The sequence below is a fragment of the Shewanella inventionis genome (assembly GCF_014641855.1).
Lineage (GTDB): Bacteria > Pseudomonadota > Gammaproteobacteria > Enterobacterales > Shewanellaceae > Shewanella > Shewanella inventionis.
Genome location: NZ_BMII01000025.1, coordinates 1 through 16,855, shown reverse-complemented (window position 1 = coordinate 16,855; position 16,855 = coordinate 1). Strand labels below are relative to the sequence as shown.

Sequence of the window (16,855 nt, the reverse complement as noted above, 5' to 3'; positions counted from 1 at the left end):
TCTCTCGTGTTATTATCTGCTAAGTGTACACTCTTTCATTTGCCGTGGCTAACAAGTAACATAGACCTCTTTATTTTTTGTGCAAGCCCTAGGAGTTGCAGTAGAGATGGCGAATTTAGATCAAGTATTGGCAGAAATTAAGCGTGGCACCGATGAGATATTACTTGAAGCGGATTTGCTTGAGAAACTGAAAGAAGGGCGTCCATTACGCATCAAGTTAGGTGCAGATCCTACCGCTCCTGATATTCACTTAGGTCACACGGTTATTTTAAATAAAATGCGTACTTTTCAAGAGCTAGGTCACGAAGTGATTTTCTTGATTGGTGATTTTACCGGTATGGTTGGTGATCCAAGTGGTAAAAACAGTACTCGTCCTCCGTTAACCCGTGAGCAAGTGCTTGCTAACGCTGAAACCTATAAAGAGCAGGTTTATAAAATTTTAGACCCTGCTAAAACCCGTATCGAATTTAACTCTAGCTGGTTAGAGCCATTAGGCGCTGCTGGTATGATCCGTTTGGCATCGCAACAAACGGTTGCCCGTATGATGGAACGTGACGACTTTAAAAAGCGTTATGCATCAGGCCAATCGATTGCGATTCATGAGTTTATGTACCCATTGTTGCAAGGCTATGATTCTGTTGCGTTACAGGCTGATGTTGAATTGGGCGGTACAGATCAAAAATTCAATTTATTGATGGGTCGCGAACTGCAAAAAGCCGAAGGACAAAAACCACAAACTGTGATTATGATGCCGCTGCTTGAAGGGTTAGACGGCGTTAAGAAAATGTCTAAGTCGGCGCATAACTATATTGGTGTGAGTGAGCCTGCTAATGAAATGTTCGGCAAAATTATGTCGATTTCAGATGATTTAATGTGGCGCTACCTTGAGTTATTGTCTTTCCGTCCGCTTGAAGAGCTTGCACAGTTTAAGTTAGACGTTGAAAACGGCACAAATCCACGTGACATTAAGATTTTATTAGCTAAAGAAATCATTGCGCGTTTTCATGACGAAGCACAAGCGCAAGCTGCTCATCAGGCCTTTATTGATCGTTTCCAAAAAGGGGCTATCCCAGATGATATCGAGGAAGTGATATTAGAAGCGGGTGAAGGCTTAGCGATTGCTAACTTACTTAAAGATGCAGGGCTTGTGGGCTCAACATCTGACGGTATGCGGATGATTAAGCAAGGTGCGGTAAAAATGGATGGTGAAAAAGTAGAAGACAGTCGTCTTAGCTTTAATGCTGGTCTGGAAGCGGTTTTCCAGGTTGGTAAACGCAAATTTGCCAAAGTGATTTTAAAATAACGTATTTTTACGAATAAAAAAACGGCTTATCATTTAAGCCGTTTTTTTATGTGCGTTGTTTATACCAATCAGCACAAGAATGTGATCATTCTTACTAGTTAACCTCAGCTCTGGATAACAAACGTCTTTCAAGCAGTCCTTTGCCTTCCTCACTGCGTTGAATTAACTTGCAATAGGCTAGCTATTGACGCGTTAATTCGCCTTGTTAGCAAAACCAATCACAAGCTTGACAGTGGATTTTAGTCAATCTATTGATTTATATCGTTATCAATACATCTCTTATCCAGAGTTGAGGTTGGTTAGCATCGCTTATAACGTTGTTAGATATGTTGAAGGTAGAACAACTCGCTCGCTGCAATTTCGGCTCACTTATTTATCCTGATTAATGAATGACGTTATTGAGACTCGAGTTGGTCTGACATGGTTTGATAGTCCATAAGATCCATTTGTTCAATTAATCGCTCTGTATTATTGTCAAATTTAAGCGTGGTAACGCCAGGTATCGCCAAATCGATAATTTTACCGGGCTTTCCGAATTGATCCCCAGGGCCTCGTAAACGATAACTGCCGATAATCACCACTAACGAACCCGTATTAAACATATGCTCTATGTTTAAACGGTACTCAAGTACCCCTTCATGAGCGCGCTGTAAAAAACCAATGATTTGCCGACTGCCTGTGTAGGTTGTGTTTGCTGTTTTGTCGAAAAAAACGGTATCACGGGAATAAAAATGCCGTAAAGTAGAGTAGTCATGATCGGTTAACGCCTCCATGTATTTCATGGCGAGCTGTTGCTCTTTAGGCATATCACCAATATTGGCACTGATTGAAAAACTGCAGACTAAACAACATAATAGCAATATTATTCGCACATTAAATTCTCTTTGTTTTTAAATCGAAAGCCGGTAAAGATAAATGCCAGCGGATTGCGCTTAATCGAATGATTAAAATACTGATCATTGCGATAAACATCGATGTCATACTGTCCATGCCCACAGCCAAACTTAAGGTATAACAGATCCCACCCACGATGGAAGCAGTTGCGTAAATTTCGGTGCGTAATACCATCGGGATTTGGCGACACAGCAAATCACGAATAATGCCACCACCCACGCCTGTAATTAAGCCCATCACAACAGCAATCATGCCTGAAAGTCCCATTAATAATGCTTTCTCTGCGCCAATAACAGTAAACAATGCCAACCCAAGAGCATCGGCAACAGGTAAGGTGAGTGTGGGTAATTTATGCGGTTTACGTACTAACACTAAACAAGCCAAAACCGTAGCTAAAATCACAATGATGTAATTAGGATCGCGGATCCAAAATACTGGGGTTGCGCCAATTAACGCATCACGAATACTGCCACCGCCAATGGCGGTTACTGAGGCAAGCACAATTACCCCGAATGGATCCATGCGGTGTTTACCTGCTGCCAACGCCCCAGAAAGTGCAAAAACGGCAGTACCACATAAATCGAAAAAATAGATCCACTGACTCATTTACTTAACTCTTTGAGATGAATGTTGAGTGCATCAACTGAGATGCGGATTTCCACTACAGACAAGATCAATGAGTAGAGTAGAAGCAGTAAACTTAAGCCAAAGATCACCGAGCCAGTTTGGTTAAAACCGGTGTAAATAAAAATCATACACAGTACGCACAAGGCAAAACTGCTGACACCAGCTTCTTGCATTTTTCGGATGATAATAATTCGTTGGCGTAAGTTTTTGATTTGCTCATCTTGTACCGGCTTGTCATTACTACTGAGGTTACGAATGAGGGCAGCAAGAGAGAAAAATCGGTTAGTGTATGCGAGCAATAATAACGAGATTGCCGGAAACAATAGTGCTGGAGTGGTTAATGATATATGCAAGTTGTTGAGAAACATGGCATTCCTAAGCAGGTCTTAAACTGATAATAATCAACAGTTGCTGACTATAGAGGATTTATGTTTTAAAGATGTCAGCATTAGAAGTCTTATGATAGCGGGTCATTATGACAATCTTGAGCATAGCGACTTCAATGTTAAAGCTTGGGTATTATCGCTAAAAAGTGGCTAGTTTAAAACAGGATTTACCGGTTTTAAATAAATCTTAATCCAGTCCAAATAAGAGGCAATAACAAGGTTAGGCAGATCCAAAATAGGTTTGCTGTTTGCGTCACTGTGATGGCGTGGTTGATGTGGCGATAATCAGGTAACGGACCAGCTTTCACCTTGGGTAAGTCTACTCGAATGGTTTGGCCTTTGTTGGTCATAAATTGCTGTGGGCCTCCAAGTTCAATTTTGAGTAATTTTGCGGCTAAAGCGTAACTGCCATAATGGTTATTTAACTGCTGTTTGGGACCAGGTGCCGGCCGCATTGACGACACGATGGAAGACAATCCAAGTTGGCCAAATTGAATTGCCAATGAGCAATGCCAAAGCAAGGTCGGAATAAAAAATATCACGCGATTAAATTGCCCCACAAAACTCGAAAAAATATGAAAGTGTGGGTGATATGTGGGCCAACTGTGCTCTAGTTGCCTTAGCATTCTGGCCACCAGAGCCATGGTTGCACCGCCCATCGCAAAAAATAAAATGGTGGCTAAAGTGCCATAAATGGGAGTGGTAAACAGTTTCTCTATGGCAGTTTTACTTAATCCCACCTCTGAAAGCACTTGAGTGTTTTGGCTAACCCAGGGGCTGAGTAGCCCTTTGGCATGCTGCTTGTTACCGGTTTTTATTGCATTCGCTATTTGTTCTGCCACGGGTTTAAAGGCGGAGTCACACAAACAAAAATATAAAATAATCAGCTCAAAAAACCATGGATAAGCGGCAAGACCCAGTAAAAAGCTAACAATAATACCGCTTGGTACTACTAGAATTAATGTCGCTAAAATGCCTGCTGTTAGCTGTTGGCTCACCGCACGCTCAGGGTGATTCACTTTAGCGGCAATCAGCACTGCAATACGGTTAAACCACAACAGTGGTTGTAAGTCTCGAGGGATAGGGGCAAATCGAGCCAAAATTAACGCGCAAAATAAAATGCAGCAGCTTTGCAATACACCGCCGTCTTGGCTAAGTAATTGTGGATCGAATAATTTATTGACCATAGAGACTCAATAGTTAGCGGCTGCGCATCAGATTAAGTAAGTTTTTGTAATACTAAAAGCACGGGTTTAGCAGAGTGATAAGCAGTTAAACCCGTATAGTCCATTATAGCTGTTGCAATAGCGCAATGACCATCAAGGCTGAGTGCATACCCGCTTTAATGATGTACGAGTCGAAATCCACTGGCGAATCATTATTAGCATTGTCTGACAGTGACCGGATCACTACAAATGGCACCCTAAACTGGTGACAAACCTGAGCAATAGCTGCTCCTTCCATTTCACATGCGGCCATCGTTGGGAAGTTTTCGCGCATCACTTTGGTGCGAACAGGATCGCAAATAAAGCTGTCGCCGGTACAAATTAATCCTTCAATGGCGTTCACTTCCCCTAATTCTACAACGGCCTGTTTAGCGGCATTGACTAGCTTGCTGTCTGGTAAAAATGCGGCCGGCTGCTGTGCCATCTGACCAATCTCGTAACCAAATGCGGTGACATCAACATCGTGGTGGCGCACCTCAGATGAAATCACAATATCGCCAATGGCGAGTGTATCGACAAAACCACCAGCTGAACCGGTATTAATCACATGTGTTACTGCAAACTTTTCAATCAGTAACGTTGTGGCAATACTAGCTGCCACTTTACCAATGCCTGAGCGGGTGACAACCACTTGTTTATCGCCGATATTACCGCTAATAAATTCGATGCCTGCGATAGTTGTATGCTCGGGCTCAACAATGGCTTGTACTAAATGAACAACTTCTGGCTCCATAGCGCCAATAATACCGATTTTCATGGATAAACCTTAACTGATTAAACAAATTCGAATGGGCGCTAATATAGCATGGGCGGGCGATTTTGTGAAAAGTAGAGTAATTTAAGTCAGTTGTGAAAAGCAATGCAATCCGTTAGCGGTAAGTTGTTCAGCTAACAGATGTTTTATGGACAATTGAGTGCGAGTCAACTAGTGATGCTGGCTTTGCGACAGTAAACTATCGATAGATTTAACCACACGAATACTGGCATCTTCCATGGTATCAAGATGAGTTAAAATTGCTGACTCATCTCCAGATTGCATCGCAGCGACAGCCGCTTTTCCAGCGCTATGAACTGCTTTATGTGGTTGCTCAATAGCTTTAAAGCTCGACAAGCTTGCATATTGTTGGCCTTCACCATGGTAATACCATTTTCCGAGACGGCATTCAGTGTGGCTATTGACGTTTGCCGTCACATCTTTGTTGGCCAAAATACTGTATACGTTGCTCTTCCATACGCTGTGGTCTAACTTCACAGTGGTTAAAAATGCGGTCATTGACGCTTCGCCAATGACACGCTTCATGACTCCTGAACTTTTAAGCACTTCGGTGACGACTTGATCAATTTGTTCAGAAGAGGCTGCAATATCACTCGAACAAGTTTGGTTTGTAATGACAACTTGTTTAATTTGCTCGGTTTGCTCAATAACGGTAGCGACTAATTTTTCAATATTGGCACTGGCATCATGGGCGTTGCTGGCTAATTGCCTTACTTCGCTTGCGACTACGGCAAACCCTCTACCAGCATCTCCTGCACGCGCAGCTTCAATGGCGGCATTGAGTGCCAGTAAGTTAGTTTGTTCTGAAATCTGTTGGATCGATGACACTAAATTACTAATACCATTGGCTGATTGACTTAATTGAGCCGCAGTCTCCATGCTCTTTTCTGCATGATCATTTAAATGTCCCGCACGTTCTTTTAAGTTACCGATAGCGACTCGTGTCTGACCGAACAGTTTATCGACTTCAGACAACATGTGTTTTTCTTCATCGAGCTTGATTGAGTTAGCGAGGGTGGTATCTCGAATATCGTTAAGCATCGTTGCACCTTGCAATTGCAAATTGGCGCGTTGAGCATCGTTTTCGGATTGATTATCAGAGTCTGCTAATTGCTGAGTTAATTGTGCAATATGCTGATGCAATTGAGAGAGCTCATCTGCATGCTGCTGTTTTGTTTTGGTCAGCTGCTGCTTTAAATCGGCAATTTCTGCTTTTAAGCTCTGGGTAAAACCGATCATAATATCTCTATTGGTTATTTATACATTAGTAATATAGTGACTAAATTTGCTTTTTTAATCAAGCTCGCCAAGTGTTGTGCATCACAAACAACAATAATAAAGACATGACACTTTGGTAGTTACAATGCACTAAAAGGACTTTAACTTGAGATTAGAGTGACCTTATGATTATTTTTTGCGGGCAAAAGGCATCCACAATAAACCGCTAAGCCAGGCATTTTGTTTGGCGTTAGGGTAGTGGGTTAAACCAATATCAATTTGAGTATCTGGTTTACTGGCCTGTGCGGTGTAGGTGCCGAACAGCTTGTCCCACCAAATAATACTAAAGCCAAAGTTGCTGTTACTTTCACTCATCAGTTGGCTGTGATGAATACGATGCAATACCTGAGTGACCAGCACTAAACGGGCAAGGTTTTCAATTCTTGCGGGTAAGCGAATATTGGCGTGGTTAAAAATAGCAAAGCCATTGAGCAATATCTCAAACAAGATGACCGCTTCAGCAGGGATACCCAATACCACAATTGCAAGCGCTTTAATGCTAAGACTGGCAATGATTTCGATGGGGTGAAACCTCAACGCGGTACTGCTGTCGACGTGGCGATCGGCATGATGCACTTTATGCAAACGCCATAATAATGGAATGCGATGAAATAATCTGTGCTGCCAATAAATCAACATATCAAGCAGCAACACGCTGACGCCGATATTAAGCCAAAGCGGTAAAGCAAAGTAATGTAATAGCCCCCATTGTTGTGAGCTGACATACAGGGCAAAACCGGCCAATCCTATTGGCAGTATTAACCTTGCGATTAGCGATGAGATAATTAACAAGCCAAAGTTACCCAGCCACCGTGTTGCCATTGAGGCTGACTGGGGTCTTTTAATGAGTGTTCTAGCAGGAAACAAGACTTCGAGACTCATCATTAACGCCAAAATGGTTAAAAATACTCCGAGTCGAATTGCTGCCATATCATCTATCATGTTTTAGGCTCCTCAACGATATTTGTTCTAGTTTGCTGGTTACTTGAATGGTTTTTTAAGGTGTTATAACCGCCATGAATACGGGTAAAAATAGTAATAGCCCCTAAAAAAGCAAACGTGTAAGCCAGCTCTGGAAAGTAAGCTGGCCACAAACAAAATGCCACAAAAAAAAGCTATGGTTTCAGTGCCTTCGGTAAGGCCATTCAAAAAATAAAAACTTTTATGGGCAAACTGTGGTCGCGGTAAATTGATTTTTTCAGCCGGAATAGCAAAGGCTAAAAAGCTTGAACCAGTCCCGATAAACACAGTAAGAAGCACAGCAGCGGCTAACGCATTTTCATTGGGATTCGCGAGTGCAAACCCTAGAGGAATGGCTGCGTAAAACAAAAAATCGAGACAGATATCTAAATAACCCCCAGCTGGCGTAGTGTGTTTTTGATGACGGGCAAGGGCGCCGTCAAGTCCGTCAATGATACGGTTTAATACGATAAAAAATAATGCCACATACCATAGCTGTAGCGCCAAAAAAGGCACCGCCATCATTCCTACAATAAAGCCGATGAGTGTGAGTTGGTCTGGCTGTACTTGTTTTTTATCCAGTAGCAATACAAGCGGTTTAAGCATCGGCTTAATCACCGGTGTAATAAATCTATCTAGCATTTGTGGTTTCCAATTTATTGTCACTATTAACACGCTAAAACAACGAAATAATTTTACCCTGAGCTGCGTCAGCATCGCTTTGATCATGGGTGACCATAATCGCGGGTAGCTTGTGCTGACGAATTTGTTCAAACACCAACTGCCGTGTTTCTTGGCGTAATTGGCTATCAAGCTTACTAAAAGGCTCATCAAGTAAAATGGCTTTGGGCTGACTGAGTAACACCCTCAGCAGTGCGACTCTAGCTTGTTGCCCACCCGATAAACTTTGTGGGCTGCGATGCTCTAAACCGGCTAATCCTACTTGAGATAATGCCTGGCTAATATCAGCTTGGCGTTGTGCTTTAACTCCGGCTGGCATGGCAAAGCTAATATTACCTGCGACAGTGAGATGCGGGAACAGTAAAGGGTCTTGATATATTAAGCCAATACGACGCATGTGGCTGGCAGTGTCAGTGATGAGCTGTCCATTTAGGTATACATTGCCTTTGGCGCTGAATCCTTTAGGCAGCATTCCGGTGAGCCAATTTAACAGCGTCGATTTACCGCTACCTGATGGCCCCATAATCGTCAGAATATCACCACCAACAATAGTTTCGTTTAATGATAGCAACAGCTGTTGTTGCCGCTTTAGGGTTAACTGCTCAATCACCAACGAAGAAGTGTTTGAACTTGCCGCGGTTGTTTGTTCGTGCGTTTGCATATGTGTCCTTATTCGCGGTGTGTTAACAGCATTTTAGGCAGTGCCCATGCGAGCAGAAAACCAAGTGCTGGGAGCAACATTTGGACTAACGCATAAACCGCACTGGTGCGTCTGCTTGCGCCATTAGCTAGCGATACTGCCTCAGTGGTAATGGTGTTGATACGCCCACCTCCTGCCAATAATGTCGGTAAATATTGGCTAAAACTAATCGCTAAACCCAATGCCGCAGCAATAAAAATGGGCGCCAGTAACATGGGCAGTTTTATTTGCCAAAATATTTTTGCCTGGCTGGCGCCTAGGCTCGCGGCAACATAGCTAAACCGTGGGTCTAAACGTCGAAAACTACTCGCGAGCGATAAAAATACATAAGGTAATACAAAGAGTAAGTGGGCTAACACCACGTTAATAAAGGTATGGTGGCTGTTAATTTGCTCCAATACCCACACTAAGCCAAATAAAAACGCAATGCTGGGAATAAGCAAAGGTAAGTAAATGATTACGCTACTTAATCTTGATACCGTTTTGTTGGTATGTTGCTCGGCTTCAAGTGTCAACAAGGTTAGCACTACTGCTAATCCTGTCGCACAAACGCCAATTAACAGTGTATCGACAAGCGGCGTGCGCATTTGTTGTAACGCCGATTGCCAATGCTGAGTCACAAACGTGTTAGGCAGCAGATCAGGATAAGCCCAAAAACCCGCGAAAGACCATAACACCATGCCAAGTAAGGCTAAGCCGATAACCGTTAACATCAGCATGGTAATCACGTGAGTGATGTTTTGCATAATGGCGCCGGCATATTCGCGTTTACCATTAACCAGCATAGATTGAGACAGCGTTTTGATGAGCTTTTCTGCCAGCCACCAGCCAAGCAATAAGAGTAACGTCAGGGCTATTTGCACAATGGCTCCAGCCGAGGCTTTAATGCGCAAGCTTAAATCGACATCGTGAAACCATTGCATAATGGCCACGGCAAGCGTTGGCGGACTATTGGGGCCTAAAATTAACGGGATCTCGACACTGGCACTGGCATAGGCAAGTACCGCTAAAATCGGCAAACGTAAAAATGGATACAAGCTTGGCAATACTACTTTAAAAAAAGCCGTCATTGGGCAATAGCCCAGGCTTAATGCCACGCGATGTTGAGCGCGCAATGTGTGGCCTAAATCGGGCTGTGCCAGCACACTCAGTGCCATCAACAATAAGAAAGGGAGCTCTTTGAGGGTTAGGCCTAAAATAATACTGAGCCCCATAGCATCATGTGGGAATAACCAATCAGGTGGCGTATCCCAGCCGCTTAACCAGGGGGAAACCAGCCGCGAAAACATCCCAGACGGGGTAATTAAAAAGCCTATGGCAATCGCTGCGGCGGCATGAGGGATCACTAAAATTGGCCCTAACAAGCGTTGAATATAGCCTAGCCAAGGGCTGGTAAAGTAACTGGCCAAAATCAAAATGGTAATGACAAAAGCCAGTAAGGTGCTGATAAAGCTGGTGGACACACTGAGCAGTGCCATATACCCAATACCGGGTGTATGCCATAAATCCACAAAGCCACTGATATTAAATTGAGTGTGACCAAGTACCGGAAACCAGCCAAAAGCCGGTAACACCACTGCAATCAAGCCACCAATAACAGGCAGCACTAGCAATGCCATCATTAAATAGGGACTACTGCGAACCAAGGTGTTGAAACCACTTTTTGCTGTTATCACCGTATCACTCCATAGCGTTGCAACCATTGCGTTGCAATGACGTTTGTCCAGCTTGGGTGGGGCTCACTTAATGCGGGGCTGATATCTTGGTTCACAATATTAGCGCTTGGATGTGACTCTGCGGGTGGCTCAAACCACGCCTGTTGTTTTGCTGGCAATTGCGATAACGCAAGCACGCTGGTGTCGCCCCATACTTTTGCTTGTTGCTTTTTTGCCTGAGCTTTTGGGCTGAGTAAAAAGTTAACCACTAATTTAGCGCTATCTGGGTGGGCGGCATTGTAAGTCATGGCGACGAAATGGATGTTGCTTAAACTGCCGTCACGCATACGATAACTACGGGTGCTGTCTGGTAAATCAAAACGCGCGACAGCCGCGGGCACTTCGGCGGCTGAAAAGGTAAATGCCAGTGCAAGCTCGCCATCGCCCATTAATCGGCGTAGTGCTAAACCGCTAGACATAAAGTGTTGTCCTTTACGCCATAAGTACGGGTGTAAATTGTCTAAATATTGCCAAAGTGGTGGCAATAATAAAGCCTGGCTTTGAGCGCTAGCGGTTTGATAAAGCCTATTTTTAATGGCATCTGGCTGACTGTTGTTAAGGGCGATTAGCGCGTATTTTAAAAAGCTCATGGCTAAAAAGTCAGGCGGCTTAGGATAACTAAATCGCCCCGGATGTTGTTTTGCCCATAAGCTTAATTGTTGTAGTGTTTGTGGCGGCGTTTGGGTCAATAAGCTGTCGTAATAAAACGTCAGAGCCGCTCTGCCCCATGGCGCTTCCATGCCTTGAGTCGGTACGCCAAAATCACGTGTCATGGCGGGGTTATTATCTGGATCGGTTAAGGCAAAGTTGGGCAATTGCATAACCCAGTTTGGCGTTAATAATTGATGCTTTGCCATCGCAGCAAAGTTTTCGCCATTAATCCATACTAAATCGACTTTACCGTTATTATGGTTATTAGCTGATTTTTCTGCCAATACTCGGCTAACGGCTTCGCCTGTGTCGGTCAGTTTTACATGGTGTAATGTGATTTGGTATTGCTGCTTAACTTGCTCGGCAACCCACTGAATATAGCGATTGATTTGCGGATCGCCGCCCCAAGCATGAAAGTACACATCTTGATTTACGCCACGCGCTTCAATCTGTTCCCATACCGCAAGCTGCTTGGTTTGTGCGTAAGCCACGCTGGTCCAAAGGCAGGCGTATACACTGATACCTAATGCTGTAGCCGCCACAATAGGCTTGATTATGTTAGTTCTTTTTCTGGAGAGCATTGGCTTATCGAACCGCATTTAACGACCAGTTATAATCGAGAAAGTTGATAGCTAATTGCTGTTTTTTTGCTGCCGCTTGCTGAACCGTATTGAGTTGTAATGCGTTAGGGTACAACAATAAAAACGCTTCAACAGAATCCGCCCCGGCAAAGCCTTGAGTAAAGTCATCGCCATACCATTTAAAAATGGCAGACAAATAAACCGTGTCGCCTTTGGCATAATTACGACTAGTGTCAGCTAAAAAACGCTTGGTTTGTGCATCGAGTTGCTGCTCGAGCTTAGCACCGGTATAGGCTTCTTCAAGCAAAGCCGGGCAGCCAATACTTGCACAATTTACCGCAAAATGAATTCTCGGGTCATTGTATCTGTCGCTGCCGCGAATAAGCTTGTGCTCAATGTCATTGAGGCTGCGGGTTTTGCCAAGCAAAGGAATAAAGCTTTTGTCCCAGGGCGAGCTAAAAAATCCGCCGAGATCTTTTATCGATTCAATATCTGGATATTTAGTTAAGATGAGCTCAACGGTCCAGGCGTTATAGGCATTGATGAGTATGGCCAATTGTGTTGATTTATCCCATGCATCAAATTGCGTCTGACTGATGCTACTGAGCTGCTTGAGGTAGCTTTGCAGTTGAGTGCGTTGCAGCTGCATTGCTGCATAATCTACCGCGCTACTGTTGCCATTATTGATAGGCTTTACGTGCTGACTCACCAGAGCTTGCCATTGTTGGTGTAAGGCCTGCTCAGTTGTTGCTGGAATTGCATCGGCAGCCACACTGATTTGACTAAATAGTAAGGTGCTAAAGAGTAGGGGCGCAATGACAACACTTGCGAAAAATGCCTTAAATATTGTACTCATCTTATTTGGCTCTCTTACTGCGATTGGCATCATCCCTTGCCGGGCAGTTTGCTATTGATTCACGCGTGTTTCATTAAATATGCGTCAGTTAATCAGGGTTAACTGACGCTATCATTGGGTCGTCTTTTAAGGGATTAACCACGGCGCCATGTGTGGTATTTTTCTAACCAACGTAGCACTGTTGCTGGGGCATGGTTACGTTTCCATTCTCCGGCAGCGTACTTGTTGCCTTCGGCCCATGTTGGGTAACTGTGGATAGTACCTAAAATCTTGTTAAGCCCTAGGCCGTGCTTCATGGCTAATACAAATTCAGCAATTAAATCACCAGCGTGTTCTGACACCACGGTGACGCCTAAGATTTTATCTTTACCTTTAGGGGTAATCACTTTAATAAAGCCTTCGGTCGCGCTGTCGGTAATCGCACGGTCAAGCTCGGCAAAATCAAAACGAGTCACTTCGTAATCAATACCTTGTTGCTTGGCTTCATATTCGTTTATACCCACGCGCGCCACTTCTGGATCGATAAAGGTGGTCCACGGAATAACGCGATAGTCGACTTTAAACTTTTTCAGGTGTCCAAATAGTCCATTTACCGCAGCGTACCAGCCTTGATGTGCTGCCACATGAGTAAATTGATATGGGCCAACAATGTCGCCAGCAGCAAAGATATTTGGGTACAGAGTTTCTAGGGTCTGTTGATCTTTGCTGTTTGAATTTTGTTCGAGTTAAAAACGTTTTAATCGAGGCGAATGGATTGATGCCTAGTCATCTAAGCAAAATCCATTCAACAAAGAGTAAAACGTTTTTAGCCGAACCTTTCAGGCAGCGTTTGTTGGCCATTTTTACTGCGTTATCGACTTTTTATGTAGAATAACTACACCTCAAAGTCTCTGCCTTGTATAAAAGACCAACAATTCGCTGCAAAAACAATCTTGAAAGATCAACAGACCCTAGGTATTCATTGGTTTGTATTGTACGGTTGGTTTCAATGCCTAATTCTTCTAGTCCGTAACCACTTAAGCGTGCACTGCGGCCAACGGCACATAATAGTTGGTCGTACTCAATGGCTTGCTCTTGCTCTTGATGTTTAACGATAAGGTATTTTTTACCGTCTCGCAGTTCGCAGCGCAGCGCTTGGTGTGAGGTTAATATATTCACGCCACTGTTTTTCAAAGCTTGGGTAGCAAACTCAGACACTTCAACATCTTCTTTAATCATGATGCGCTCGGCCATTTCAACTTGAGTGACTTGTGAGCCTAAACGGGCAAAGCTTTGGGCAAGCTCAGAGCCAATTGGACCGCCGCCAAGTACCACTAATTTTTGTGGTGCAGTATCGAGTTTGGCAAACTCGTCCCATAAGGTATCACTGGTGACGTAACCGACTTCTTCAATGCCCGGTAATGGCGGCACAAATGGTCGAGCGCCGGTGGCTATCACAATGCTGCGCGCGGTTAAGCGAGTGGTGTTACCGTCTGGGTAGGTAATTTCGACTGTCCATGGGTCAATTAACTTGCCGTAACCTTTAACCACATCAACCCCTAAATTGGTGTAACGCTCAACACTGTCGTGTGGGGCAATATCAGTAATCACCTGATGTACACGGGCCATGACTTTTTTAAACGAAAACTCAGGTGTGCTGTCTTCTAGCCCGTAATGATGGGCATTACGGATTTGCTGGGCTATTTTGGCACTCTTAATAATGGCTTTACTGGGTACACAGCCATAGTTTAAACAGTCGCCGCCCATTTCACCGGCTTCAATTAAGGTCACCTTAGCTTTTACGGCAGCGGCAATATAACTGGTGACAAGACCACCCGCGCCCGCGCCAATCACAATCATATTGCGGTCAAATTTAGCGGGCTTTGTCCAGCTACTGTATACGCGACGCTTTTTAATCATATTGACGATGGCTTTAGCAATAAGCGGGAATAAGCCTAATAGGGCAAATGACACAATTAGGTTGAACGATAAAATGTTAGACAGACTGTCGATTTGCGCTAATTGAGTCCCGGCATTGACGTAAACAAAGGTGCCTAAAAACATACCGACCTGGCTTACCCAATAGAAAGTCCACGATTTAAACGCCGTCACGCCCATTAGCATGTTAATTAAAAAGAACGGGAAAATAGGCACTAAACGTAAAGTGAATAGATAAAAACCACCTTCTTTTTCAATCCCAGCATCAATGGCCGCTAAGCGCTCTGGAAAGCGCTGTTTAATGGAGTCGCGTAATAAGTAGCGCGACACCAAAAAGGCGAGTGTGGCACCAATGCTTGAGGCAAATGAAGCAATAATTAAGCCTTCGACGATGCCAAATAACGCACCTGAGGCGATGGTAAGTATCGCGGCGCCAGGTAAGGACAATGCAGTGACAGCCACATACAATGCAAAGAAGCCACCGATGACTAACAATGGTGACTCTTGGCGCAGTTGGCTAAATTGCGCCATTGAGCCTTTAAGGCCATCAAGCGTGAGTAGTTGGTTTAAATTAAAGTGGAAAAATAACCCCACCAGCGTTGCAGCAATCAGTAATAGAATAATTTTTTTCAACATGTTTTATCGCCTTAAAATGAATGCTGCAATGTCAGGGTGGCATTAATAGGTAACTCAGGGTAAACCAAGGTAGAACCGAAATAACCGCCTTCAAATACTGGGCGCCAGTTCTTTTGGTCTGTGACGTTATTAACGTCAAGTCTTACGCTGGTTTGTTCGCTAAAGTCATAACGAGTATTGATATTGAGCGTGTATTGATCGCGAATATACACAGTCGCTAAATAGTCCAATGGATAACTCTTGGTATATAGACCGGAGAAACCGGCTTGCCATTTCTCAGTAATGGCAATTCCGCCATTAATTGTGAGCGATTGTTCAGGTAAACCTTGTACGCGGCTATTTGAGGGCGCAAATGAGGCAAAATTGGGTGCGCCTATTCCGGTGCCTGCAATGATATCTGGACGTGAATTATCAAAGGCGTCGGCGACTTGAACCGTATCCTGGCTACTGGCCGAATTATCATAACGAGCATCTAAATAACTGTAGCCCGCACTAAACCAATACGGGTCGGCATCATAAAAGGCTTGTGCCTCAAATCCTTTAGTGCGAATGCCTGTGTTGCTGCCATCACGGTTTCGCAAACTGCGTTTTTGATCAAACACTGCAGCATCGACATACCAGGCATTATCGTTTGGCGAATATTTAATGCCCACTTCGGTTAAGGTGTTTTCGGTAGCAAAGTTTTGGCTGCTAATTTGGTTATTGGCGCCTAATGTGGTGCCGCCCGCCATGCTGTTTGAGGTGGATTCGTTATAACTGGCACTGGCATAAGTGGTGATAAAGTCGCTCAGTTGATAGCTAATACTAATTTGCCCAGATTCGAGCATTTCATTAATTGAATCACTGGCGGCGATTTGACCTTGGGGTGCTAAGGCATCTCGAGCTTCAACATCATAAAAGTCGGCACGATACCCTATGCTGGTCGATAATTTATCGGTCCATTGACTATTGTGTTGAATGGCTAAGCCTGTTTGCCAGCTGGTTGAGTCTGTGGTGTCTGATAATGAATAGTCGCCGTTACCATCACCATCAATGTCGTATTGTGCCCCCGGTGACACAAACACCCCAGGGCGCAGTTCAACTAGCCTGGCTTGTTGTTCTGCAGTCAGTGGGATTCGGCGATTTTCAATTGGGCCTGTTAAATCGATAGGTAAATCGGCTTCGGTGGTAAATTGGCTGTAACCTAACACCTTGTTGTAGCGTATGTCGGCGGCAACAATAGTGTTTTGATCATTATTCCATTGATAGGCTAGCTCAACCCGGTTTTGTGCAGTGTCAGCGCCATCGATGATTTCAACAAAACTGTTTTGGGCTATTTCTTCACGTTCTAAGTGCTGATAGTAAGTGATATTTTTAAAGGTGGCTTTATCGCTTAACTCACGCATGTAGGTACTGTGAACGATAAACGTTTGCGCGTTATTGATGTTGTCAGGATCGGTCAGTACCTGGCTGCGATCTATTTTTACTAACCCTGTCGGCGACACAATGGCATTAGCGCCTGGTATGGTGCTGCCATTAGGTTGAACGCCTTGACCAGTCACATATATACCGGTGATCATTGAAGGTGCTTGATTTTATTTCAAATCAGGATCATGCTACACCTCATGAAAATATACCTCACCGATGACCAGAAGAAACAGCTCGAAACCCAGCATGCTCAAGCGCGCGA

The 16,855-nt window shown here is 44.0% G+C and carries 12 protein-coding genes and 6 pseudogenes; 2 read left to right on the top strand and 16 right to left on the bottom strand.

Annotated elements, in window-relative coordinates; all coding sequences use genetic code 11:
- The first annotated feature begins 106 nt into the window (after positions 1 to 106).
- Complete coding sequence (gene tyrS, locus IEW93_RS14865; RefSeq protein WP_188740091.1) at positions 107 to 1,303, top strand: tyrosine--tRNA ligase; 1,197 nt, start codon at positions 107 to 109, stop codon at positions 1,301 to 1,303.
- A gap of 395 nt (positions 1,304 to 1,698) precedes the next feature.
- Here the strand turns inward: tyrS and IEW93_RS14860 are convergent, their stop codons facing one another.
- From IEW93_RS14860 to IEW93_RS14800, 14 genes and pseudogenes are all read right to left on the bottom strand, one after another.
- Entirely contained in the window at positions 1,699 to 2,175 is a 477-nt protein-coding gene (locus tag IEW93_RS14860; protein ID WP_188740090.1) for a nuclear transport factor 2 family protein, read from the bottom strand.
- A gap of 1 nt (position 2,176) precedes the next feature.
- Positions 2,177 to 2,803 (bottom strand): trimeric intracellular cation channel family protein, encoded by a 627-nt coding sequence (locus IEW93_RS14855; protein ID WP_188740089.1) that lies wholly within the window; start codon positions 2,801 to 2,803, stop codon positions 2,177 to 2,179.
- Complete coding sequence (locus IEW93_RS14850; protein WP_188740143.1) at positions 2,800 to 3,177, bottom strand: DUF2721 domain-containing protein; 378 nt, start codon at positions 3,175 to 3,177, stop codon at positions 2,800 to 2,802. Before IEW93_RS14850 ends, IEW93_RS14855 begins: the two co-directional genes overlap by 4 nt.
- Before the next feature lie 209 nt (positions 3,178 to 3,386).
- Positions 3,387 to 4,397 carry a cobalamin biosynthesis protein CobD/CbiB gene (locus tag IEW93_RS14845; RefSeq protein ID WP_188740088.1) on the bottom strand — a complete coding sequence of 337 codons (1,011 nt, stop codon included), beginning with the start codon at positions 4,395 to 4,397 and terminating at the stop codon, positions 3,387 to 3,389.
- 103 nt (positions 4,398 to 4,500) lie between these two features.
- Positions 4,501 to 5,193 carry a 5'-methylthioadenosine/adenosylhomocysteine nucleosidase gene (locus IEW93_RS14840; RefSeq protein ID WP_188740087.1) on the bottom strand — a complete coding sequence of 231 codons (693 nt, stop codon included), beginning with the start codon at positions 5,191 to 5,193 and terminating at the stop codon, positions 4,501 to 4,503.
- 168 nt (positions 5,194 to 5,361) lie between these two features.
- A complete protein-coding gene (locus IEW93_RS22370) occupies positions 5,362 to 5,709 on the bottom strand; it encodes a CZB domain-containing protein (RefSeq protein WP_506344878.1) in 348 nt (115 codons plus the stop codon).
- A 30-nt stretch (positions 5,710 to 5,739) separates the two neighbouring features.
- Positions 5,740 to 6,189: pseudogene (locus IEW93_RS22365) on the bottom strand (methyl-accepting chemotaxis protein); the annotation flags it as partial.
- Positions 6,190 to 6,618: 429 nt separating this feature from the next.
- Positions 6,619 to 7,431 (bottom strand): sterol desaturase family protein, encoded by an 813-nt coding sequence (locus IEW93_RS14830; protein WP_188740085.1) that lies wholly within the window; start codon positions 7,429 to 7,431, stop codon positions 6,619 to 6,621.
- Positions 7,428 to 8,091, bottom strand: a pseudogene (locus tag IEW93_RS14825) (CDP-alcohol phosphatidyltransferase family protein). The gene IEW93_RS14830 and the pseudogene IEW93_RS14825 overlap by 4 nt, the downstream one beginning before the upstream one ends.
- 34 nt (positions 8,092 to 8,125) lie before the next feature.
- Entirely contained in the window at positions 8,126 to 8,791 is a 666-nt protein-coding gene (locus tag IEW93_RS14820; protein ID WP_188740084.1) for an ATP-binding cassette domain-containing protein, read from the bottom strand.
- Positions 8,792 to 8,799: 8 nt separating this feature from the next.
- Positions 8,800 to 10,452 carry an ABC transporter permease gene (locus tag IEW93_RS14815; RefSeq protein ID WP_229706699.1) on the bottom strand — a complete coding sequence of 551 codons (1,653 nt, stop codon included), beginning with the start codon at positions 10,450 to 10,452 and terminating at the stop codon, positions 8,800 to 8,802.
- Positions 10,453 to 10,502: 50 nt separating this feature from the next.
- Positions 10,503 to 11,795 (bottom strand): ABC transporter substrate-binding protein, encoded by a 1,293-nt coding sequence (locus IEW93_RS14810; protein ID WP_229706697.1) that lies wholly within the window; start codon positions 11,793 to 11,795, stop codon positions 10,503 to 10,505.
- Positions 11,782 to 12,633, bottom strand: a complete 852-nt coding sequence (locus tag IEW93_RS14805; protein WP_188740082.1) for a DUF547 domain-containing protein — start codon at positions 12,631 to 12,633, stop codon at positions 11,782 to 11,784. Before IEW93_RS14805 ends, IEW93_RS14810 begins: the two co-directional genes overlap by 14 nt.
- Positions 12,634 to 12,767: 134 nt before the next feature.
- Positions 12,768 to 13,322, bottom strand: a pseudogene (locus IEW93_RS14800) (oxidoreductase dimerization domain-containing protein); the annotation flags it as partial.
- A gap of 68 nt (positions 13,323 to 13,390) precedes the next feature.
- Here IEW93_RS14800 and IEW93_RS22330 point away from each other — a divergent pair.
- Positions 13,391 to 13,645: pseudogene (locus tag IEW93_RS22330) on the top strand (hypothetical protein).
- Here the strand turns inward: IEW93_RS22330 and IEW93_RS14795 are convergent.
- Together IEW93_RS14795 and IEW93_RS14790 are read right to left on the bottom strand one after the other, a co-directional pair.
- Positions 13,588 to 15,186 (bottom strand): annotated as a pseudogene (locus IEW93_RS14795) (dihydrolipoyl dehydrogenase family protein); the annotation flags it as partial. The pseudogenes IEW93_RS22330 and IEW93_RS14795 sit on opposite strands and share 58 nt — an antisense overlap.
- A gap of 11 nt (positions 15,187 to 15,197) precedes the next feature.
- Positions 15,198 to 16,736, bottom strand: a pseudogene (locus tag IEW93_RS14790) (TonB-dependent receptor domain-containing protein); the annotation flags it as partial.
- Positions 16,737 to 16,855: the final 119 nt, after the last annotated feature.